Origin of the sequence: Microbacterium sp. MYb64 (genome assembly GCF_002979495.1) — a bacterium.
Lineage (GTDB): Bacteria > Actinomycetota > Actinomycetes > Actinomycetales > Microbacteriaceae > Microbacterium > Microbacterium azadirachtae_A.
Genome location: NZ_PCOW01000004.1, coordinates 142,525 through 163,180 on the forward strand (window position 1 = coordinate 142,525; position 20,656 = coordinate 163,180).

The 20,656-nt window shown below is 71.8% G+C and carries 19 protein-coding genes; 12 read left to right on the plus strand and 7 right to left on the minus strand.

The window, feature by feature from the left end; genetic code table 11:
• Positions 1–10: 10 nt before the first annotated feature.
• Positions 11–574, plus strand: coding sequence for a TetR/AcrR family transcriptional regulator (locus tag CQ044_RS05840; RefSeq protein ID WP_105687562.1), 564 nt, complete (start codon positions 11–13; stop codon positions 572–574).
• 18 nt (positions 575–592) lie between these two features.
• On the opposite strand, the gene CQ044_RS05845 is transcribed toward CQ044_RS05840, so the two are convergent.
• Positions 593–1,261: a LysE/ArgO family amino acid transporter gene (locus tag CQ044_RS05845; RefSeq protein ID WP_181158191.1), complete on the minus strand. Its 669-nt coding sequence runs from the start codon at positions 1,259–1,261 to the stop codon at positions 593–595.
• Positions 1,262–1,332: 71 nt separating this feature from the next.
• Between CQ044_RS05845 and CQ044_RS05850 the strand changes: the two genes are divergently transcribed.
• Positions 1,333–2,223: a LysR family transcriptional regulator ArgP gene (locus tag CQ044_RS05850; protein ID WP_105687564.1), complete on the plus strand. Its 891-nt coding sequence runs from the start codon at positions 1,333–1,335 to the stop codon at positions 2,221–2,223.
• A gap of 97 nt (positions 2,224–2,320) precedes the next feature.
• The gene (gene ligD, locus CQ044_RS05855; protein ID WP_105687566.1) at positions 2,321–3,385 is read left to right on the plus strand and encodes a non-homologous end-joining DNA ligase; all 1,065 of its coding nucleotides are present in this window, start codon (positions 2,321–2,323) and stop codon (positions 3,383–3,385) included.
• Positions 3,386–3,699: 314 nt separating this feature from the next.
• Here ligD and CQ044_RS05860 read toward each other — a convergent pair whose 3' ends face one another.
• Together CQ044_RS05860 and CQ044_RS05865 are read right to left on the minus strand one after the other, a co-directional pair.
• The gene (locus CQ044_RS05860; protein ID WP_105687568.1) at positions 3,700–4,743 is read right to left on the minus strand and encodes an ATP-dependent DNA ligase; all 1,044 of its coding nucleotides are present in this window, start codon (positions 4,741–4,743) and stop codon (positions 3,700–3,702) included.
• A gap of 53 nt (positions 4,744–4,796) precedes the next feature.
• On the minus strand, positions 4,797–6,248 hold the full coding sequence (locus CQ044_RS05865; RefSeq protein ID WP_105687570.1) for an NAD(P)/FAD-dependent oxidoreductase: 1,452 nt from the start codon (positions 6,246–6,248) through the stop codon (positions 4,797–4,799).
• A gap of 60 nt (positions 6,249–6,308) precedes the next feature.
• Between CQ044_RS05865 and CQ044_RS05870 the strand changes: the two genes are divergently transcribed.
• A complete protein-coding gene (locus tag CQ044_RS05870) occupies positions 6,309–6,812 on the plus strand; it encodes a hypothetical protein (protein ID WP_105687573.1) in 504 nt (167 codons plus the stop codon).
• 42 nt (positions 6,813–6,854) lie between these two features.
• Here the strand turns inward: CQ044_RS05870 and CQ044_RS05875 are convergent, their stop codons facing one another.
• Entirely contained in the window at positions 6,855–8,087 is a 1,233-nt protein-coding gene (locus CQ044_RS05875; RefSeq protein WP_105687575.1) for an acyl-CoA dehydrogenase family protein, read from the minus strand.
• A gap of 159 nt (positions 8,088–8,246) precedes the next feature.
• Positions 8,247–8,918: a TetR family transcriptional regulator gene (locus tag CQ044_RS05880; RefSeq protein ID WP_045271986.1), complete on the minus strand. Its 672-nt coding sequence runs from the start codon at positions 8,916–8,918 to the stop codon at positions 8,247–8,249.
• A gap of 195 nt (positions 8,919–9,113) precedes the next feature.
• On the opposite strand from CQ044_RS05880, the gene sucC reads away from it, so the two are divergent.
• Together sucC and sucD are read left to right on the plus strand one after the other, a co-directional pair.
• On the plus strand, positions 9,114–10,280 hold the full coding sequence (gene sucC, locus CQ044_RS05885; protein ID WP_045271985.1) for an ADP-forming succinate--CoA ligase subunit beta: 1,167 nt from the start codon (positions 9,114–9,116) through the stop codon (positions 10,278–10,280).
• Between the two features lie 27 nt (positions 10,281–10,307).
• Complete coding sequence (gene sucD, locus CQ044_RS05890) at positions 10,308–11,210, plus strand: succinate--CoA ligase subunit alpha (protein WP_045271984.1); 903 nt, start codon at positions 10,308–10,310, stop codon at positions 11,208–11,210.
• A gap of 67 nt (positions 11,211–11,277) precedes the next feature.
• Here the strand turns inward: sucD and CQ044_RS05895 are convergent, their stop codons facing one another.
• Entirely contained in the window at positions 11,278–12,228 is a 951-nt protein-coding gene (locus CQ044_RS05895) for a GlxA family transcriptional regulator (protein WP_105687577.1), read from the minus strand.
• A 70-nt stretch (positions 12,229–12,298) separates the two neighbouring features.
• Between CQ044_RS05895 and CQ044_RS05900 the strand changes: the two genes are divergently transcribed.
• Positions 12,299–13,054, plus strand: a complete 756-nt coding sequence (locus tag CQ044_RS05900) for an MBL fold metallo-hydrolase (RefSeq protein WP_105687579.1) — start codon at positions 12,299–12,301, stop codon at positions 13,052–13,054.
• 153 nt (positions 13,055–13,207) lie between these two features.
• On the opposite strand, the gene CQ044_RS05905 is transcribed toward CQ044_RS05900, so the two are convergent.
• On the minus strand, positions 13,208–14,629 hold the full coding sequence (locus CQ044_RS05905) for an NCS2 family permease (protein ID WP_105687581.1): 1,422 nt from the start codon (positions 14,627–14,629) through the stop codon (positions 13,208–13,210).
• Positions 14,630–14,744: 115 nt separating this feature from the next.
• Between CQ044_RS05905 and CQ044_RS05910 the strand changes: the two genes are divergently transcribed.
• From CQ044_RS05910 to CQ044_RS05930, 5 genes are all read left to right on the plus strand, one after another.
• Positions 14,745–16,004 (plus strand): DUF6350 family protein, encoded by a 1,260-nt coding sequence (locus CQ044_RS05910; protein WP_105687583.1) that lies wholly within the window; start codon positions 14,745–14,747, stop codon positions 16,002–16,004.
• 34 nt (positions 16,005–16,038) lie between these two features.
• Positions 16,039–16,659, plus strand: a complete 621-nt coding sequence (purN, locus tag CQ044_RS05915; RefSeq protein WP_105687585.1) for a phosphoribosylglycinamide formyltransferase — start codon at positions 16,039–16,041, stop codon at positions 16,657–16,659.
• 33 nt (positions 16,660–16,692) lie between these two features.
• Positions 16,693–18,300, plus strand: coding sequence for a bifunctional phosphoribosylaminoimidazolecarboxamide formyltransferase/IMP cyclohydrolase (purH, locus tag CQ044_RS05920; protein ID WP_105687587.1), 1,608 nt, complete (start codon positions 16,693–16,695; stop codon positions 18,298–18,300).
• A 226-nt stretch (positions 18,301–18,526) separates the two neighbouring features.
• On the plus strand, positions 18,527–20,080 hold the full coding sequence (locus CQ044_RS05925; protein WP_105687589.1) for a DNA-3-methyladenine glycosylase 2 family protein: 1,554 nt from the start codon (positions 18,527–18,529) through the stop codon (positions 20,078–20,080).
• The gene (locus CQ044_RS05930; protein ID WP_105687591.1) at positions 20,077–20,583 is read left to right on the plus strand and encodes a methylated-DNA--[protein]-cysteine S-methyltransferase; all 507 of its coding nucleotides are present in this window, start codon (positions 20,077–20,079) and stop codon (positions 20,581–20,583) included. Before CQ044_RS05925 ends, CQ044_RS05930 begins: the two co-directional genes overlap by 4 nt.
• Positions 20,584–20,656: the final 73 nt, after the last annotated feature.

Sequence of the window (20,656 nt, forward strand, 5' to 3'; positions counted from 1 at the left end):
ACATCGTGCCATGACCCCGTCAACGCCCCCGCGCACGGATCCCTCCGAGCGGTCCCGCTCCATCGTCCGCGCCGCTCGACGCGTCGCCGAGGGGGAGGGCTGGCCCGCGGTGACCGTCCGGCGGCTGGCTGCCGAGATCGGCTTCAGCCAGCCGATCCTGTACCGCTCCTTTCCGGGCGGGAGGGACGAGATCGTCGAGCAGGTCATGGTCGCGGGCTTCGCCGAGATGGCCGCGGAGCTCGCGGATCCGATCGGCGAGGACGACCGTCTCGCGCACGTGGTGCGCACCTACCTCGCGTTCGCCCGTACGCACCCCGCCCTCTACGAGGCGATGTTCGAGGCGCGCACCGGCATCGTCTTCGCAGCCGCGGAGACGCCGGCGCCGCTGCGCGAGGCGTTCGGATCCTTCCTCGGCGCGGTGGCGGGGGCGGGCGACGAGCAGGCGGCGGTGGTTCGAGCGGAGCTGCTGTGGAGCACGCTTCACGGCGTGGCCCGGCTGGCGGCGTCCGAGCGCCTCGACCCCGCTCTGGAAGAGGCGCGTCTCGAGGGGATCCTCGCGCTGTTCCGGTCCTGACGGGTCGCTCTGGCGGGTTCAGCCGAAGAACACCGGCAGCACCAGGCTGACCCCCATCACGACCAGCAGCGCGGCGATCACGGTGTCCAGGATCCGCCAGGCGCGCGGCGTGCGCAGCCAGCGGCCGAGGTGGCGCGCGCCGAACCCGAGGGCGAAGAACCACGTGACGCTCGCGATCATGGCGCCGGCGGCGAACAGCCAGCGGCCGTCGCCGTGCGTGGCCGCGACCCCGCCGATGAGCAGCACCGTGTCGAGATACACGTTCGGGTTCAGCCAGGTGAAGGCGAGCGTCGCCAGGATCACGGGGGCGAGAGGCGCGGTGCGGGTCAGTGTCGCGGTGCCGCCGGCTCCGCCGCCCGTCGAGCTCTCCTCCGCGGCGCGCGGGTCGGCGAGCAGCGCCTCGCCGCCGGACTTCCACGCGCGGCGGGCCGCCAGGATGCCGTAGACGACGAGCGAGATCGCGCCGGCCCAGCGGGCCACCACGATGAGCCAGGGGAGGGTCTTCACGAGGTAGCCGAGACCCGCGGTGCCCGCGAGCACGAGCGCGGCATCGGAGGCGGCGCAGATCAGGACGACGGGCAGCACGTGCTCGCGGCGCAGCCCCTGGCGCAGCACGTACACGTTCTGCGCGCCGACGGCGATGATGAGCGAGAACATGAGGCCGAGGCCGGAGAGGAGGATGAGCACGGATCGAGAATAGGGTCGGACTCGGATTCAGCACCAGCGAAGATTCCTTAAGCCAGATTAGAATCCCTCATGTGCAGGTGGATCCGGAATCCGCGCGGACCGTGGCCGCGGTGCTCGACGAGGGAAGCTTCGATGCGGCGGCCCGCCGGCTGCTCCTGACCCCGTCCGCCGTGAGTCAGCGGATCAAGACCCTGGAGCAGCAGCTCGGCCGGATCCTGCTGGTGCGCAGCAAGCCCGCGAGAGCGACCGAAGCCGGCGAGGCCGTCGCCCGGTTCGGCCGTCAGGTCGCCCTCCTGGAACGCGACGCGATCGCCGGCTTCGGCCTGTCCGCGGAGGGGGAGGGCACGCGCATCAGGATCCCGCTCGCGGTCAACGCGGACTCGATGGCGACCTGGTTCCTGGCCCCGCTGGCCCGGCTCTCCGAGCAGTACGATGTCGAGTTCGATCTGCACCGCGACGACCAGAACTTCACGGCGCGGATGCTCGAATCGGGCACCGTGATGGCGGCGGTGACGAGCGAGTCGGATCCGGTCGGCGGATGCAGGGTCGAGGCGCTCGGCGCGCTGCGCTACGTGGCCGCGGCATCTCCGGGCTTCGCGCGGCGCTGGTTCCCGGATGGCGCGTCGGCCGAGGCGCTGGCGCGGGCGCCGTTCGTGGACTTCGACCGGCGCGACGTGCTGCAGCAGGACTGGCTGCGCGAGCGCGGCGTCGACCCCTGGCCTGTTCCCCGGCATCATGTGCCCGCCTCGGCGGACTTCTCGGTCGCCGTGGAGCTGGGTCTGGGGTGGGCGCTGCTTCCGGTCCCTCATGCGGAGGCCGGCCTCGCCGACGGACGCCTGGTGCGGCTCGACGACGAGGAGCTCGCCTCGCCGCTGTTCTGGCAGCAGTGGAACCTGCGCTCCGAGCTGCTGGACGCGATCGCGGCGGAGATCCGCGCGGAAGCCGATCGCGTGCTGCGCTGAGACGGGCCGACCCTCGGGTCCGCGCGGCCGGCTCTCGGATCCGCGCGGCCGGCCCGGATGCTGGCGCGGCGTCGGCGGCGCGTCCTAGGGTCGAGGCATGGCATCCGAGCGCATCACGCTGACCGTCCCCGGCCCCGACGGCGACCGTTCGCTGGACATCTCCAGTCCGAACCGCGCGATCTGGCCCGATGCGGAGGGCGGCCCCATCACCAAGGCCGAGCTCGCCGAGTACGTGCAGACCGTGTCGACGCCGTTCCTCACCTCGACCGGCAACAGGCCCGTCTCGCTCGAGCGCTACCGCGACGGCATCGACGGCGAGAGCTTCTTCTCGAAGAATCCGCCCAAGGGCACCCCCGACTTCGTGCAGAGCGTGATGTGCACGTACAACAGTGGCCGCAAGCATCCGCAGATCGTGCTCACCGAGACGGCGGCGATCGTCTGGGCCGTGCAGATGAACACGGTCGTGTTCCACCCTTGGGCGTCGCTCGCGTCCGACACCGACAATCCGGTGGAGCTGCGCATCGACCTCGACCCGCAGCCCGGTACGGGCATCGCCGAGGCGGTCCCCGCGGCGCACGAGCTGCGCTCCGTGCTGCGCGAGGCGGGGCTCGAGGCCTTCATCAAGACCAGTGGCAACCGCGGGCTGCACGTCTTCTGCCCGATCGTGCCGGAGTGGGAGTTCCTCACCGTGCGGCATGCCGTGATCGCCGCGGGACGCGAGCTGGAGCGCCGGATGCCCGAGCGCGTCACCACGGCGTGGTGGAAGGAGGAGCGCGGGGAGCGCCTCTTCGTCGACTTCAATCAGGCCAACCGCGATCGCACGATGGCGGGCGCCTACAGCCCGCGCGCGCTCGCGGCCGCGACCGTGTCGACCCCGATCTCGTGGGACGAGCTGGACGACGTGGATCCGAAGCGCTTCACGGTCCGCACCGTGCCGCAGCGGCTCGCCGACCTCGGCGATCCGTGGGCGCACATGCAGGACGCTCCGGGGCGCATCGACACGCTGCTGAGCTGGTGGGACCGCGACGTGGAGAACGGGCTCGGCGAGATGCCGTTCCCGCCGGAGTTCCCCAAGATGCCCGGCGAGCCCCCGCGTGTGCAGCCCTCGAAGAAGGTCGCCGCGAACTGGGACGAGAACGGAGAGCCCACCCCCGGTCGCTGAGCCGGCCGCTGCGGGTCAGGCCAGGCCTGTTCGGGGCTGGGCTCGGCCCGTTTTGGGGCGGTCTCGGGCCGTTTTGGGGCGCGTGAGGCCGTGGATCCGTGTCTGGGTACGCCCCAAAACGTCGGAGTGCGCCCCGAATCGAGGTGCGAACGTCGGAGGGCACCGAGACGTCGCTGTGCGTCCGTCGCCCGTGTTCAGGTGAGCCGGCGGCCTGTTTGGGGCGGGTCTGCCTGTTTTGGGGCGCGTGAGGCCGTGGATCCGTGTCCGGGTGCGCCCCAAAACGTCGGAGTGCGCCCCGAAACGAGGAGTGGACGTCAGTCGATGACGTCGGCGAGGTCGTAGCCGTCGACCGTCTCCAGCTGCTCGTACGTGCAGGAGCGGGGGTCCCGGTCGTCGCGCCAGCGCTCGAACTGCACGGTGTGCCGGAAGCGCCAGCCCTCGAGCTGGTCGTAGCGCACCTCCAGCGCGCGTTCGGGGCGCAGCCTCACGAACGAGGTGTCCTTCGATGCGCTGAACCGCGAGCGCTCGCCGTCTCCCGTGACGGCGGCGCCGGACTCGTCCCGTTCCACGAGGGGCGCGAGGTCCTCGACCAGCTGCTGGCGCATCGCGTCGCTCCAGGCGGCGACGCCGCCCACCTGGCGCAGCACGCCGTCCTCCCCGTACAGGCCGACGAGGAGGGATCCCACCCCGGATCCGCTCTTGTGGATGCGGTAGCCGAGCGCGACGACGTCGGCGGTGCGGGCGTGCTTGACCTTGAACAGCGTGCGCTTGTTGGGGGCGTACGGCTGGTCCAGCGGCTTGGCGACGATGCCGTCGAGCCCTGCACCCTCGAACTCGGCGAGCCAGCGCCGGGCGGTGTCGGGATCCGTCGTCGTGCGGGTGAGGTGCAGAGGGTGCGGCACGTCGGCGAGCAACTGCTCGAGCCGAGCCCGGCGCTCGGCGAAGGGCAGCGGCTGCAGATCGGCGTCACCCGCCGCGAGCAGATCGAACGCGATGAACATCGCGGGCGTCTCGGCAGACAGCCTCTGCACCCGGGAGGCGGCGGGGTGGATGCGCTGGCTCAGCGCCTCCCAGTCCAGCCGCTGTGAACCCTCGGGTCCGGTGGCGACCACGATCTCGCCGTCGAGCAGGCACGGACCTGGCAGCAGCCGCGGGATCGCCTCGACGAGCTCGGGGAAGTACCGGGTCAGCGGCTTCGCCCCGCGGGACCCGATCTCGACGGTCTCGCCGTCCCAGGACACGAGTCCGCGGAAGCCGTCCCACTTCGGCTCGTACAGCAGGCCGTCGGGGAACTTCGCCGGATCCGGCACGGTCGTGGCGGCCTTCGCGAGCATCGGTGCGGGGATCTCGTAGCGCATGGACCCATCCTGCCGCCCGACAGCCCTCAATGGCCATCGGGCAAGCCCACTGGTCAGGATCCGAACAGGTCCCCGAGCTCGACACGCTCTCCGGCGTCGGCCAGCGCGGTGCGCGCCGCGTGCCAGCCGGCCATGAAGTTCACCCCGGGGCCGGGCGGCGTCGCGGACGAGGCGAGGTAGACGCCGGCCATCGGGGTGCGCCACGGCGTGGGGGAGAGCACCGGCCGGACCACGGCCTGGCGCATCGTGAACGCGCCGCCGAAGATGTCGCCGCCGATCTCGGCCGGATTGAGGTGCGCGCGCTGGCGCGGGGTGACGGCATGGCTCGCGAGGATGCGGTCGCGGAATCCGGGGGCGAACCGCTCGATCTGCCGGATGACGAGCTCTGTCGCGTCGACGTCGGAGTTCGCGGGGGCGTGGATGTAGGCCCACAGCACCTGCTTGCCTGCGGGCGCCCGAGTGCCGTCGAGCACGGAGGGCTGCGCGACGAGCGCGTACGGGCGCTCCGATACCCGCCCCTGGGCGACGGCGTTCTCGCTCGCCCACACCTCGGCGCGCGTGCCGCCGACATGCACGGTCGGGGAGAGGGCGACGTCGGGGTTGGTCCAGGGCACCGGCCCGTCCAGCGCGAAGTCCACCTTCGCCGCCGCGGCGCCGTAGCGGTACGCGCGGATCGCCGTGGCGTAGTGCGGGGGAACGTCGCGCAGCGTGAGCGCCAGCCGCGGGGAGGTGTTGAGCAGCAGCACGTCGCCGCGGGCCGGATCCCCCCAGTCCAGCGCCGAGAGGTCGACCACGCGCGTGCCCGTGCGGATCGTGCCGCCGTGCGCGCGCAGATCCTCGGCGAGCACGTCGGCGATCCGCTGCGCGCCGCCGCGCGGGTACGCCCAGCCCCCGGCATGCGCCTGTGCCATGAGCAGCAGGCCCGCGGCGGCGCCGCTCAGCGCGGGCAGGGCGGTGTTCGCGTGCGCGACCACGCCCGCCACGAGCGCGGCCGCCTCCGGCGTGCGGAAGGTGCGCTTCGCCATCGCCGAGCCCTGCTCCAGGGTGCGCAGTCCGTAGCGCACCGCGGTGACCGGAGCGCGGGGGATCCGCAGCAGGGATCCGCCGGTGAAGTCCAGGACGCCGTCGATGTGCGAGCTCAGCGGCCGCAGCAGCGCGCGCCAGGCGCGGGCATCGGGACCGAGAGCATCAGCCGTGCGCTCGAGGTCGTGCCACGCGATTCCTGCCCGCCCGTCGTCGAGGGGATGCGCATATGCCGCTTCCGGAATGATCCAGTCGATCCGGTCCCGGCCGAAGGCGCGGAGGAACGGGGAGGAGTAGGCGGCGGGGTGCACGGCCGAGCACACGTCGTGCACGAATCCGGGCAGCGTGACGGCGGCGCTGCGTACGCCGCCACCGATCGTGGCACCGGCTTCGAGCACCTCGACGGTGTAGCCGGCTCGCGCGAGCGAGACGGCCGCGGCGAGCCCGTTCGGCCCGCTTCCGATGACGGTGGCACGGGGCATGCCGCCAGTCTTTCACGCGCGCAGGACGCACCGAGCAGAACGTGGGATCCTTGAAGCAATATGAACGAAGTCCAGGGTCCCACCCCCACCGGAAGCTCCCGTCCCTACAAGTCGCTCGCCGAGGCACTGCGCGGCCAGCGCATCGATCCGGTCAACCACGACTTCATCCGTGCGATCGTCGAGGCCGTCGACATCAGCACCTTCATCGACCGCGGTCGCTACATCGAGGCGGTCCGCCGGGGCGAGGGCGCGGCCCTGCACATCGGGCGCACCTACACCAACGGCTTCGCCGAGGACGAGCAGGTCCTCGTGGCAGGCCGCGCGCTGCCGCTCGCGCCGAGCGAGGGCAGGGCGCCGTACTTCTACGTCACGCACCCCAGCGAGCTGCTCGGAGCACCGGCCGGCGTCTCGCGTCCTGCGCGCGCCGTGGGCACCCGTGCCCCCGCGAAGCCGAAGCCCGAGCCGCGCGCCCCGAAGGCCACCCCGGTCGAGGACCGCGACTACGGCATCTGCGATGTCTGCTTCATGGTGAAGACGCCGTCCGGAGGCTGCGGCTGCGACTGAGTCGCAGCGCGGGCCGTGCGTCCGGGACGAGCGGCCCGCCCGTCAGGCGAACGCGCTCATCCCAGTGATGTCCCGGCCGATCAGCAGGGCCTGCATGCTCTCGGTGCCCTCGTAGGTGTGGATCGCCTCGATGTCGGCCATGTGCTGCATGACGCCGTTCTCGAGCAGGATCCCGTTGCCGCCGAGCAGATCGCGGGCGATCTGGGCGACCCGCCGCGCGGCGCGGGTGTTGTGGAACTTCGCGAGTGATGCCTGGCTCGGCAGGATCGTGCCCGCCTCGTCCATGTCGGCCATTCGGCGGCAGTAGAGCTGCATCGCGGTCAGGTCCTCGAGCATGTGCGTGAGCCGCTCCTGGACCATCTGGAACTTCGCGAGCGGCTTGCCGAACTGCACACGGGTCTTCGCGTACGCGAGGGCCGCCTCGTAGCAGGCGGTCGCGTGCCCGAGCGCGGACCAGGCGACCCCGGAACGCGTGGCGTACAGCACGGTCGAGGCGTCCTTGAAGCTGCGCGTACCCGGCAGCACCGCGTCGAGCGGCACGCGCACGTCGTCGAGGCGGATGTGCGCCTGGTGGATGCCGCGCAGCGACACCTTCCCTGTGATCACGGAGCCCTGGTAGCCGGGGCGCTCCTGCTCGACGAGGAAGCAGCGCACGGTGCCGTGCTCGGCGGCGCCCTCGTCGTCGACGCGCGCCCAGACGAAGGTGATGCCGCCGGAGGCGCCGTTGCCGATCCACTTCTTCGCCCCGCGCAGCACCCACTCCTCGCCGTCGCGGCGCGCGACGGTCTCGAGCGAGACGGAATCGGATCCGTGATCGGGCTCGGTGAGCGCGAAGGATCCGAGCACGGAGCCGTCGGCGAGCGCGACGAGCCAGCGTTCCTGCTGCTCCGCGCTGCCGAACAGCGCGAGCGTGCGCAGGGCCAGGCCGCCCTGCACGGCGAGAACGGTGCCGAGGGAGCCGTCGCCGCGGGAGATCTCCATGTTGACCAGGCCCGCCGCGAGTGGACTCATCCGGGTGAGGGCGGGGTGGACGATGCCGTCCACGACGAGGTCCATCTCGCCCATGCGGTGCGCGACCGCGAGCGGGTACTCCGCGCGGTCCCACGCTTCCCGCATCTGCGGGCCGACCTCGTCGACGTAGGCCTGCGCTCGCTCCCAGTGCGCGCGGTCGGCGGCGGGGATGTCGGAGAAGACCTCGTAGTAGTCGGTGCCGCGGCGTCCCGTCACGTCGTAGGAGGTGACGGCTTCGCCGGGGAAGAGGGCGTCGTTGCTCATGGGGTCTCCATCCGGGGAGTGAGACTCAGTCTCAAGATTCATGAGACAGCGTACCGCCATTCGCCGTATCCCGTGCACGGGGGAATGCGCGGGGGAATGCCCGTCGGAGCGCGCCGAAGGCGCCCGCCGCGGATGCGGGCGGGCGGACGCGCCGCAGGGTCAGTCCAGTTCGTCGCGGAGGCGGCGAGTGATCTCCGCCATGGGCATCGAGCGCGGGAACACCGCGACGACGACCGCGTCCTCGCCGGGATCCGCGGCGCTGTCGGGGTGCACGCCGTAGCGGCGCAGCACGTCGTCGAGGGCGCGGCGCAGCGCGGCGGCCGAGGTGCGGGATCCGCGCAGCAGCCGGCGCAGCACGTGGTTGTGCACGGCCGTCACGAGTGCGGCGAATCCGACCGCGTCGAGCGGATCCAGATCCGGCATCGAGCGGCGCAGATACTCGTCGAACAGGCGCTCGTAGCGGAACACGGTCACGATCTCGCGGTCGCGCAGGGTGGGCACCTCGCGCACCACCTGGTAGCGCAGCCTCGCCATCTCCGGATCGGCGGCGAAGGAGCGGAAGACCATCAGCGACCCGTCGCACACGGCCGTCCACGGGTTCGCGTGCGGGCGCTCCAGGTAGCGGCGCAGCCCGTCGAGCAGCTCCTCATGGTCTGCGAAGACGACATCGTCCTTGCCGCCGAACTGGCGGAAGAACGTGGAGCGCGAGATGCCTGCGGCCTTGGCGATCTGCTCGACCGAGGTCGAGTCGAAGCCCTGGGCGGAGAACAGCTCGAGCGCGGCGCGCACCACGGCGGTGCGAGCGGGGGACACGTCGGCGTGCTCGGTCATAGGAGGAGCCTAGTTGTCCGGATCCTGCGCGGGGCTCCGGAGTCATCCGACGTCTCGGGGGCCAGACAAGGGGCGGTTCATACGGTCAGGAAGCGTGATTCCGCGGTAGTAGGCTGGCCTATCGGGTCGAATCACATCGACACCCGACAGAATTCCTGTCGCGTCCCATTCGTCGCAACCAGCGAAGGACTGCACGTGGATCTCTACGAGTACCAGGCACGAGACCTTTTCGAGAAGTACGGAGTGCCGGTCCTCGCCGGCATCGTCGCTGACACCCCCGAGGAGGTGAAGGCAGCGGCGGAGAAGCTCGGTGGCGTGGTCGTCGTCAAGGCGCAGGTCAAGACCGGCGGCCGGGGCAAGGCCGGTGGCGTGAAGGTCGCCAAGAACCCCGACGAGGCGTACGAGGCGGCCAAGGCGATCCTCGGCCTCGACATCAAGGGCCACGTCGTCAAGCGCGTCATGGTCGCCGCAGGCGCCCGCATCGCCCGCGAGTTCTACTTCTCGGTGCTCCTGGACCGCTCCAACCGCTCCTACCTGAGCCTCGCCTCGGTCGAGGGCGGCATGGAGATCGAGCAGCTCGCCGTCGAGAAGCCCGAGGCTCTCGCCCGCGTCGAGGTCAACCCGCTCGAGGGGATCACCCCCGAGAAGGCGCTCGAGATCGCCAAGGCCGGCAACTTCGAGCCCGGTCTCGCCGAGAAGGTCGCCGACGTCTTCGTGAAGCTGTACGAGGTGTACAAGGGCGAGGACGCGACCCTGGTCGAGGTCAACCCGCTTGTGCAGACCGAGGAGGGCGACATCATCGCCCTGGACGGCAAGGTCACGCTCGACGACAACGCCTCCGAGGTCCGCCACCCCGAGCACGAGGAGCTCGCCGACAAGGCGACCGAGAACCCGCTCGAGGCCAAGGCCAAGGAGTCGGGCCTGAACTACGTCAAGCTCGACGGCCAGGTCGGCATCATCGGCAACGGCGCGGGTCTGGTCATGTCGACCCTCGACGTCGTCGCCTACGCCGGCGAGAACCACGGCGGCGTGAAGCCGGCCAACTTCCTCGACATCGGCGGCGGCGCGAACGCGCAGGTCATGGCCAGCGGCCTCGACGTGATCCTCGGCGACGAGCAGGTCAAGAGCGTCTTCGTCAACGTCTTCGGCGGCATCACCAGCTGCGTCGCCGTCGCGGAGGGCATCGTCAAGGCCCTCGAGATCCTCGGCGACACGGCCACCAAGCCGCTCGTCGTGCGCCTCGACGGCAACCAGGTCGAGGAGGGTCGCGCGATCCTCAAGGCCGCCGCCCACCCGCTCGTCACGCTCGCCGCCACCATGGACGAGGGCGCCGACAAGGCCGCCGAGCTGGCGAACGCCTGACCCCCTGACGAGACAAGGACTAGGAACATGTCGATCTACCTCAACAAGGACTCCAAGGTCATCGTCCAGGGCATCACGGGCGGCGAGGGCACCAAGCACACCGCCCTCATGCTGAAGGCGGGCACGAACGTCGTCGGCGGCGTGAACGCGCGCAAGGCCGGCACCACGGTCTCGCACACGGACAAGGACGGCAACGTCGTCGAGCTGCCGGTGTTCGGATCCGTCGCCGAGGCCATCGAGAAGACCGGCGCCAACGTGTCGGTCGCCTTCGTGCCGCCGGCGTTCACGAAGGACGCCATGGTCGAGGCCATCGACAGCGAGATCCCGCTGCTCGTGGTCATCACCGAGGGCGTGCCGGTCGGCGACTCCGCCGAGGCGTGGGCGTACGCGGTCGAGAAGGGCGGGAAGACCCGCATCATCGGCCCGAACTGTCCCGGCATCATCACCCCGGGCGAGGCTCTCGCGGGCATCACCCCGGCGAACATCACCGGCAAGGGCCCGATCGGCCTCGTCTCGAAGTCGGGCACCCTGACGTACCAGATGATGTTCGAGCTGCGCGACCTGGGCTTCTCCACCGCGATCGGCATCGGCGGCGACCCGGTCATCGGCACGACGCACATCGACGCGCTCGCCGCGTTCGAGGCCGACCCCGAGACCAAGGCGATCGTCATGATCGGCGAGATCGGCGGCGACGCCGAGGAGCGTGCGGCGGAGTTCATCAAGGCCAACGTCACCAAGCCGGTCGTCGGCTACGTCGCGGGCTTCACGGCTCCCGAGGGCAAGACCATGGGCCACGCCGGCGCCATCGTCTCCGGCTCCGCGGGCACCGCGCAGGCGAAGAAGGAGGCCCTCGAGGCCGCCGGCGTCAAGGTCGGCAAGACGCCGTCCGAGACCGCTGCCCTGCTGCGCGAGGTCTACGCCGCCCTGTAAGGCACCGCATCATCCGAGTCGTCCCCGTCAGCGCACCCCAGAGCGTGCGCTGACGGGGACGACTCTGTCATAAGGGGTCCGCGAACGCCCTGCGGTGCGCGCCAGGGGTCGTGCCGTAGCGCGCCCGGAAGTGGTGGCGCAGGGTCACGGCGCTGCCGAAGCCCGTGCGGTGCGCGACGGCGTCGACGGGCAGGTCGGAGGCCTCTAGCAGCCGGCGCGCCTCGTCCAGGCGGCGCTGCAGCAGCCAGTCTCCTGGGCTCGTGCCGGTGCGATCGCGGAAGCGCCGGGTGAACGTGCGGCGGGACAGGTGCACGGCGCCCGCCCAGTCGTCGATCGGCGTCGACTCGGAGAGCCTCCCCAGGGCCCAGGCGATCGCCTGGTCGATCTCGTCGCCGTTCCGGTCGGCGGCGAGCGGGCGGGAGAGGAACTGCGCCTGCGAACCTTCCCGATGCGGTGCCATCACGAGCGAGCGCGCGAGGTCGGCGGCGACGGCGCTGCCGAGCTCCGTACGGACGATGTGCAGGCAGCAGTCCAGAGCCGCGGCCACCCCGGCCGACGTGACCACGTCGCCGAGATCCGTCCACAGAGCCTCGCAGCGCACGGTGAGCTCGGGATGCCGCGCGGCGAGCTGCGGCCCCGCGGACCAGTGCGTGGAGACCTCCCTGCCTTCGGCGATGCCGCTCGCGGCCACGACGAAGGCGCCGAGGCACAGGCCGAGGATCCGCGCGCCGCGGGCGTGCGCCGAGCGCACGGCGTCGAGGAGCGCGGCGCTGGGCGCGAGGTCCGGCTCCCAGCTCGGGATCACGACGAGGTCCGCGGTCGCGAGGGCGTCGAGTCCTTCGGTCACGACGAGGTCCAGGCCGGCGGCGGTGCGCACCGGCCCCGGCTCCTCCGCGACCGTGACGGTGCGGTACGCGGCCTCGACCGAGCGCACGCCGACGCCGCCGAACACCATGAGCGGCACGGACAGGTGGAAGGGGCTGATCCCCGGGAAGGCGAGGACGGCGGCGGTGCGCATGGCCCGATCTTATCGAAAGGTGTCACCAGGGCCACTCCCGTGGTGCCGGCGATGCGGACACGATGGATCCATGACCGAGAACTCCGTGACCCTCACCCTCATCGGCGGACCGACCGCGATCATCGAGTACGCGGGCGTGCGCCTGCTGACCGACCCGACGTTCGACGCGCCGCGCAGCTACGACGGCGGCATCGCGCTGCACAAGCTGAGCGGACCCGCGCTCACCGCCGACCAGGTGGGCGAGATCGACGCCGTGCTGCTCTCGCACGACCAGCACCCCGACAACCTCGACGAGGCGGGACGCGCCTTCCTGCCTCGCGCCGGCGCGGTGCTGTCCACGCCTGAGGCGGCGGAACGCGTCGAAGGCGTGACAGGACTCGCCCCGTGGCAGACGCATCGTCTCGGCGATGTCGAGGTGACCGCGGTGCCCGCGCTGCACGGTCCGGAGGGGGCGGAGGAGCTCTCCGGCACCGTGACGGGCTTCGTGCTGAGCGCGCCGGGGGAGCCCGTGGTCTACGTCTCCGGCGACAACGCCTCGGTCGATGTCGTCACGGCCATCGCCGAGCGGGTCGGTCGGATCGACCTCGCCGTGCTGTTCGCCGGGGCGGCCAACGTCGGGCGCTTCGGCGATGCCGACCTCACCCTCAACGCCCGCACCGCGGTCGCGGCCGCACGAGAGCTCGGCGACGCGGTGATCGTGCCCGTGCACGCCGAGGGCTGGCACCACTTCTCCGAGACCCGCGAGCGCCTCGTGCGCGAGTTCGGCTATGCGGGTCTCGCGGACCGGCTGCGCCTGCCGGAGCCCGGCGTGCCGCTCGCGCTCTGACGGCGCGGCCGGCGGGCGGCGGGGCGTGCTCCGCATACGTCGAGGCCCCCTCCCAGGATCGAGGCCCCCTCCCAGGAGCGTTCCCAGGAGGGGGCCTCGACGCTGTGAGGGGGCCTCGACGGATCCGGGCGGATCCCCGCGGATCCGGGCAGATCAGGCGCCGAGCAGTGCCTCGATGGGGCCGCGGGCGAAGAACAGCACGAACCCGACGCCGACCGCCCAGAGCAACGGGTGGATCGTCCTGGCCCGGCCGGTGAGGGCGTTCACGACGATCCAGCTCACGAAGCCGGCGCCGATGCCGTTGGCGATCGAGTACGTCATCGGCATGACGGTGACCGTGAGGAAGACCGGCAGCAGCACGCGGAAGTCGCCGAGATCGATGTTCTTGATCTGCGAGAGCATCATCGCACCGACGAGCACCAGTGCCGCGGCGGCCACGGCGCTGGGCACGAGGGCGGTGAGCGGCGTGAAGAACATCGCGAGCAGGAAGAGCACGCCCGTGATCGTCGTCGCGAGACCCGTGCGCGCTCCTTCGCCGATGCCGGCGCCCGACTCGACGAAGACGGTCGCGGAGGAGGAGGACGTGCCGCCGCCGACGATCGCGCCGACGCCCTCGACGACGAGCGCCGACTTGATGCGCGGGAAGTCGCCCTTCTCGTCGGCGAGGTCGGCCTCCTTCGCGAGGCCGGTCATCGTGCCCATCGCGTCGAAGAAGTTCGAGAACAGCAGCGTGAAGATGAACATCACCAGGGTCACGCCGCCGACCTTCGCGAGGTCGAAGCCGAAGTCGACCCGGCCGATCAGGCTCAGGTCGGGGAGGCCGACGATGCTGCCGGTGAAGCCGAAGTCCTGCCCGAACGGCCAGATGAGGTTCAGGATCGCGGCGAGCAACGAGCCGCCGACGAGCGCGATGAGGATCGCGCCCTTGACGCGGAGCGCGATGAGCACGCCGCCGATCAGCAGGGTGAGCACGAAGAGCAGAGTCGGGAGGGAGGCGACGGATCCGCCGACGCCGAGATCGACCGGAGGAGAGGCCTGCTTCGTCGAGGTCACGAAACCGGCGTTCACGAATCCGATGAAGGCGATGAACAGGCCGATGCCGACCGTGATCGCGAGCTTGAGCTGCACGGGAACCGCGTCGAAGATGAGCTTGCGCAGGCCGGTCGCGGCGAGCAGGACGATGATGACGCCGTTGATCATGACGAGCGCCATCGCCTCGGCCCAGGTGACGGAGCCGACCACGGTGAAGGCGAGGAACGCGTTGATGCCGAGGCCGGCGGCGAACGCGAACGGCAGCCGGGTGATCAGTCCGAACAGGATCGTCATGACGCCGGCGGTCAGCGCCGTGGCCGCGGCGACGGCTCCGCCCGGCAGTGTGTGCCCTGCGACGTCCGGGGTGGACAGGATGATCGGGTTGAGGATCACGATGTAGGCCATCGTCACGAACGTGACGATGCCGCCGCGGACCTCGGTGCCGATGGTGGATCCGCGCTTGGTGATCTCGAAGAAGCGATCGACGGCGTTCTTCGGCTCGGCGGTGACCGGGTCGGACACGGGCGGGGGGACTGTAGTCATGGGGGGACCTCCGCGGAAAACCGTATCGTGGGGAAGGGCGCCTCCGCGCCGTCGGCATCGCGGCCCGCGCGCCCGCAGTGGAGCGCGGGGCGGAGCACGTAGGCTCGAATCCGTCATGCAACGCCTCCTCATCGTGCTCCTGGCGGCGGTCGATGCGATCGTCGCGGCGGCCATCGGTCTCGCCGTGCTGCTCGCGCCCCTCGCCGTGATCTGGGCCGTCGCGTTCGGCACGAACGCCGACTGGGGAGCCCTCTGGCCGAGCGCCGCGACGCTCTGGCAGTTCGGCCACGGCGTCCCGCTCTCCGTCGTCCTTCCTGACGCGCTCGTGCGCGCGGTCGGACTGGATCCGTCCGCGGCGTCCTTCGCCCTTTCGGTGCCTCCTCTGCTGTTCCTCGGCTTCACGGCGATCTTCGCGGCGCGGTCGGGCCGCAGGGCCGCGCTCGCCGGATCCTGGATCTCCGGCGTCCTGAGCGGAACGGCGACCTTCGCGGTGATCTCCGCGCTCGCCGCGCTGACCGGCGGCCTCGGAGCGCTGAAGGCGCCGCTCTGGCTCGCGATCCTGTTCCCGCCGCTCGTGTTCCTGTGCGGTGCTCTCGCCGGGGCGGTCGCGACGGCGTGGAGCGAGGGTGACGGCGGCGTGATCGACCGGGTGCAGGACGCGCTGGACCGCTGGCCGGACTGGGCCCATGTTCCCGGCGAGATCGTGCGAGGAGCCGCGGTCGCCATGGCCGGCGTCGTCGGCGCCGCAGGCCTCGCCGTGGCGATCGCCGGAATCGTCCGCGGCGGGCAGAGCGTGGCTCTCTTCGAGTCGCTGCGTGCCGACGGCCTCGGCGTGGTCGTGATCGGCCTGGCCCAGCTCGCGTACGTGCCGACGCTCGTGGCGTGGGCGGTGGCCTGGATCGCGGGCCCCGGCTTCGCGATCGGCGCGGGCACCGCCGTCTCTCCCGCGGGCACCGTGCTGGGCGTCGTGCCGGGGGTGCCGCTGCTGGGTCTCGTGCCGGACAGCTCGTCGCCGTGGGCGCTCGTCGTCGTGCTCCTGCCGATCGCCGCGGGGGCGTTCGCGGGGTGGGTGATCCGCTCGCGGCAGGTGTCGGCGGGCGTGGAGGCCGGGATCGTGCCGCGCGCGGTGACTGCTCTCGGGATCGCCGCCCTCGCGGGCGGATTCGGCGCACTGCTCGCGGCGCTGTCGCACGGATCCCTCGGGCCGGGACGTCTCGCCGTCGCAGGGCCCGATCCGGGTCCGCTCGCGCTCGCGCTCGGACTCGAGGTGCTCGTCGGCGCCGGGATCCTGCTGCTCGCACCGCGCCGCCACGGCGACGTCGAGGCGGCCCGGATCGACGACGACAGGGACCGGTCGGCGGACCGTCTCACGTGATCGGCGGCCGGGGCCTCCCGGCTAGACTGTCTGGGTGCTGACGGTCGCCGTACTCATCTCGGGCACCGGCTCGAATCTTCGTGCCCTCCTCGACGCGGCCGCCGACCCCGGATTCCCGGCGCGCGTCATCGTGATCGGGGCCGATCGCGAAGCCGACGGGCTCGCGCACGCCGAGGCCTTCGGGATCCCCTCCTTCGTCGTCCCCTGGGAGGCCTTCGACAGCCGCGAGGCGTGGGGCGCGGAGCTCGACGCGCAGCTCAAGGTCTGGCGACCGGACCTCATCGTGCTGAGCGGGCTCATGCGCCTGCTGCCGCGCGACGTCGTGGCCGCCTGGGCTCCGCACATCATCAACACGCACCCGGCCTTCCTCCCCGAGTTCCCCGGAGCGCACGGCGTGCGCGACGCGCTCGCGGCCGGCGCGAGCGAGACCGGGGCCAGCGTGATCGTGGTCGACGACGGCGTCGACAGCGGACCGATCCTCGCGCAGGAGCGCGTGCCGGTGCAGCAGGGGGACACCGAGTCCTCCCTGCACGAGCGCATCAAGCCCGTCGAGCGGCGTCTGCTGATCGACGTCGTCCGCCGCATCGCCGAGGGATCCCTCGAACTCGGCGCCCGCCCCCACGATCTCGGATCCCCCTCGGCCGCTGGCCGCTGACGAGAAACTGACGCCTACCCGGAAGGAAACCCGATGGCCGGTCCTGCCCACGATCCGTCCCTCTACCGCCCCCGCGACGCCGTGCGCATCCGCCGCGCCCTGGTGTCCGTCAGCGACAAGACCGGCCTCGTGCCGCTCGCGCAGTCGCTCGCCGACAACGGCGTCGAGATCGTGTCGACCGGATCCACCGCGCAGGCCATCCGGGACGCGGGCCTCGCGGTCACCGATGTCGCGGCCGTCACCGGCGTCACCGAGATGCTGGACGGGCGCGTGAAGACGCTGCACCCGGCGATCCACGGCGGCCTGCTGGCCGACCTGCGGCTCGAGGACCACGAGCGTCAGCTCGCGGAGCGGGGGATCAGCCCGTTCGAGCTCGTCGTGGTGAACCTCTACCCGTTCGTGCAGACCGTCGCCTCCGGCGCGGTCGGCGACGACGTGGTCGAGCAGATCGACATCGGCGGCCCCGCCATGGTGCGCGCCGCCGCGAAGAACCACGCGAACGTCGCGATCGTCGTGTCGCCCGAGTCGTATCCGTCGCTCGTCCGCTCGCTCGACGAGGGCGGCACCACGCTCGCCCAGCGTCGCGAGCTCGCCGCCCGCGCCTTCGCGCACACCGCCGCCTACGACACGGCCGTGGCGCAGTGGTTCTCCGACGGCACGCTGTCGAGCGACAGCGAGCTGCCGGAGCACCTCACGATCAACGCGGAGCGCCTCGCCACGCTGCGCTACGGCGAGAACTCGCACCAGCGTGCCGCGATCTACACGCGCGCGGGCGGGCACGGCATCGCCCAGGCCACGCAGCTGCAGGGCAAGGAGATGTCGTACAACAACTACGTGGACGCCGACGCGGCCCTGCGCGCGGCGTACGACATGGTCCACCCGGCGGTCGCGATCATCAAGCACGCCAACCCGTGCGGCATCGCGACGACCGCGCCCAACGCCCTGGATCCGATCGCGAGCGCGCACCTGCGCGCGCACGAGTGCGACCCCGTCTCGGCCTACGGCGGCGTGATCGCCGCGAACGGCACCGTGACGCTGAAGATGGCGGAGAACCTCAAGGACATCTTCACCGAGGTCATCGTCGCCCCGGCCTTCGAGCCGGCGGCGCTCGAGGTGTTCAAGGCGAAGAAGAACCTGCGTCTGCTGCAGCTGCCGGACGACTGGCAGCAGGAGCAGATGGACGTGCGCCTCGTCTCCGGCGGCCTGCTGCTGCAGGATGCGGACCGGTTCCCCGACGACATCGTCTCGGTCGCCAAGAACTGGGAGCTCGTCTCGGGCGAGCGCCCCGACGACCTCGAGATGGAGAACCTCATCTTCGCGTGGAAGGCATGCCGCGCCGTGAAGTCGAACGCGATCGTGCTGTCCAAGGGCAACGCCACGGTCGGCGTCGGCATGGGCCAGGTCAATCGCGTCGACTCGTGCCGCCTCGCGGTCGAGCGCGCCGGCGACCGCGCCGCCGGATCCGTCGCCGCCTCCGACGCGTTCTTCCCGTTCGCCGACGGCGCCCAGGTGCTCATCGACGCGGGCGTCACCGCGATCGTGCAGCCGGGCGGATCCGTCCGGGACGAGGAGGTCGTGGACGCCGCCCGCAAGGCCGGCGTGACGATGTTCTTCACGGGCGAGCGCCACTTCTTCCACTGAGTCGGCGTCCCCGGCCCCGGCCCCGGCCCCGGCTTCGGCTGAGCGGGGCAGGCGCCCCAGGTCGAACTCTGCGGGACGATTGCACGTCTGCAGGACGGATCCACGGATCCTGTCCTGCAGACGTGCAATCGTCCTTTGTTGTTGCGACGAGGGATCGTGGACTGGCGCGCACTGTCATGTCCGATTTCCGCGAGCCTGCGGGTTTCGGACGTGCCAGAGTGGAGGCATGAGCTTCCCCGGAATGACCTTCGACGAGCGGTACCGCGCGATCGACGCGCGCGACACCCGCTTCGACGGGCAGTTCGTCACGGCCGTGCACTCGACCGGGATCTACTGCCGCCCGAGCTGCCCTGCCCGCACCCCCAAGCCCGAGAACGTCACGTTCTTCCCCACGAGCGCCGCCGCGCACGAGGCCGGCTACCGCGCCTGCAAGCGCTGCCTGCCGGAGGCGGCCCCCGGCTCTCCCGAGTGGAATCTGCGGGGCGACGTCGCCGCGCGTGCGATGCGCCTGATCGCGGACGGCGTCGTCGAGCGCGAGGGCGTTCCAGGACTCGCCGCACGACTCGGATACTCCTCCCGGCACCTCACCCGGCTGCTCGCAGGAGAACTCGGAGCAGGACCGCTCGCGCTCGCCCGCGCCCATCGTGCGCACACCGCCCGGATGCTCCTGGTCGGCACCGACCTGCCGATCGCCGACGTCGCGTTCTCCGCGGGATTCGCGAGCGTGCGCCAGTTCAACGACACCGTGCGCGAGGTGTTCGGCCTCGCGCCGGGCGAGCTGCGCGCCCGGCGACACGGCCGCGATGCGCTGGCCGCCGCGACCGCGGTGCCCGGTGAGATCGATCTGCTGCTGCCGTACCGCAAGCCGTTCGACGCGGAGGGTCTGTTCGCGTGGATGCGCGCGCGGGCGCTTCCCGGCGTCGAGGAGGTGGGGGAGCGCCGCTTCTCGCGGCACCTGCGGCTCGGCGGCGGGCCCGGCTGGTTCGAGCTGAGCCTCGACGACGCCGATCGCCTGCACCTGCGCGCCCGCCTGGCGCAGCTCGGCGACCTCGCGCCCCTCGTCGCCCGCGCACGGCGGCTGTTCGACCTCGACGCGGATCCGCTGGCCGTCGACGCCGCGCTCTCCGCGCATGAGCACCTCGCGCCGCTGGTCGCCCGGGTTCCCGGCATCAGAGTGCCGGGAGCGGCGGATCCGCACGAGATGCTCATCCGCGCGATGATCGGGCAGCAGATCACGGTCGCTGCGGCGCGCACCGCATTGACGCTGCTCGCGCAGGAACTCGGGGAGCGGGTCGGATCCACCGGCGACGCCCAGGGAGAAGGGATCCTGTTTCCCACCATGGCCGCGATCGCCGAGCACGGGCACGAGGTGCTGCGAGGTCCCGCGGCGCGGATCAGAGCCGTCACCGGTGCCGCGGCGGCCCTCGCCGACGGCTCCCTGCGGCTGACGCTCGGCGACGACGGCGAGGCGCAGCGCGCCGCGCTGCTGGCGATGCCGGGGATCGGACCGTGGACGGCCGACTATGTCCGGATGCGCGTGCTCGGCGACCCCGACGTGTTCCTGCCCGGCGACGTCGCCGCCCGCGCGGGCGCCGGCGGCGCAGGGCTCCCCTCCGAGGCCGGGCCCCTGGACGCGTGGGCCGCCCGCACGGCGCCCTGGCGCAGCTACCTCACCGCGCACCTCTGGCGCGCGGTCCCGGCGAAGCCCCCGAAGATCCCGAAGACCACGAAGACTCCGAAGACCACTCAGACCATCTCGATCACGGAAGGCTCGAAATGACCGCCATCATCCAGACCATCGACACCCCCGACGGCCCGTTCACGATCCTCGCCGACGAGCAGGACCGCGTGCTCGCTTCCGGATGGACCACCGACCACGAGGCGATCCTGCATCGCCTCGCCGAGAAGAACCGTCCGGCGGAGGTCGTCGAGGGCGCCACCGCCGCGGCGGACGCCGTCGCCGCTTACTACGCGGGCGACCTCGCCGCGATCGACGCGGTCGAGGTGCGCCAGTTCGGCACCGAGATGCAGGGCGCGGGGTGGGAGGCGCTCCGACGGATCGCCCCCGGTGAGCCGCTCACCTACACCGAGTTCGCGGTCGCCCTCGGCAAGCCCGGCGCCGTGCGCCCCGCCGCCTCGATCTGCGCGCGCAACGCACCCGCCCTGTTCGTGCCCTGCCATCGCGTGCTGCGCGTCGACGGCACCCTCGGCGGCTTCGCCTGGGGCGAGGACGTCAAGCGCCGCCTGCTGGACCGGGAGGCCGCGCACGCGATCGCCGCGTGACGGGCTGGCGGCCCGGACGATCCGGCGGCCTCGGACTGGTGCCGACCGACGAATCGGGCGGGCGCGCCGGGCT

Bases quoted from the DNA above. Each gene is read 5' to 3' on its own strand.
- CQ044_RS05840 (WP_105687562.1), top strand. From the start codon at position 11: ATGACCCCGTCAACGCCCCCGCGCACGGATCCCTCCGAGCGGTCCCGC.
- ligD (WP_105687566.1), top strand. From the start codon at position 2,321: ATGGCATCCGAGCGCATCACGCTGACCGTCCCCGGCCCCGACGGCGAC.
- CQ044_RS05860 (WP_105687568.1), bottom strand. From the start codon at position 4,743: ATGCGCTACGAGATCCCCGCACCGATGCTCGCGAAGGCCGCCACGACC.
- CQ044_RS05865 (WP_105687570.1), bottom strand. From the start codon at position 6,248: ATGCCCCGTGCCACCGTCATCGGAAGCGGGCCGAACGGGCTCGCCGCG.
- CQ044_RS05870 (WP_105687573.1), top strand. From the start codon at position 6,309: ATGAACGAAGTCCAGGGTCCCACCCCCACCGGAAGCTCCCGTCCCTAC.
- CQ044_RS05875 (WP_105687575.1), bottom strand. From the start codon at position 8,087: ATGAGCAACGACGCCCTCTTCCCCGGCGAAGCCGTCACCTCCTACGAC.
- CQ044_RS05880 (WP_045271986.1), bottom strand. From the start codon at position 8,918: ATGACCGAGCACGCCGACGTGTCCCCCGCTCGCACCGCCGTGGTGCGC.
- sucD (WP_045271984.1), top strand. From the start codon at position 10,308: ATGTCGATCTACCTCAACAAGGACTCCAAGGTCATCGTCCAGGGCATC.
- CQ044_RS05895 (WP_105687577.1), bottom strand. From the start codon at position 12,228: ATGCGCACCGCCGCCGTCCTCGCCTTCCCGGGGATCAGCCCCTTCCAC.
- CQ044_RS05900 (WP_105687579.1), top strand. From the start codon at position 12,299: ATGACCGAGAACTCCGTGACCCTCACCCTCATCGGCGGACCGACCGCG.
- CQ044_RS05905 (WP_105687581.1), bottom strand. From the start codon at position 14,629: ATGACTACAGTCCCCCCGCCCGTGTCCGACCCGGTCACCGCCGAGCCG.
- CQ044_RS05910 (WP_105687583.1), top strand. From the start codon at position 14,745: ATGCAACGCCTCCTCATCGTGCTCCTGGCGGCGGTCGATGCGATCGTC.
- purH (WP_105687587.1), top strand. From the start codon at position 16,693: ATGGCCGGTCCTGCCCACGATCCGTCCCTCTACCGCCCCCGCGACGCC.
- CQ044_RS05925 (WP_105687589.1), top strand. From the start codon at position 18,527: ATGAGCTTCCCCGGAATGACCTTCGACGAGCGGTACCGCGCGATCGAC.
- CQ044_RS05930 (WP_105687591.1), top strand. From the start codon at position 20,077: ATGACCGCCATCATCCAGACCATCGACACCCCCGACGGCCCGTTCACG.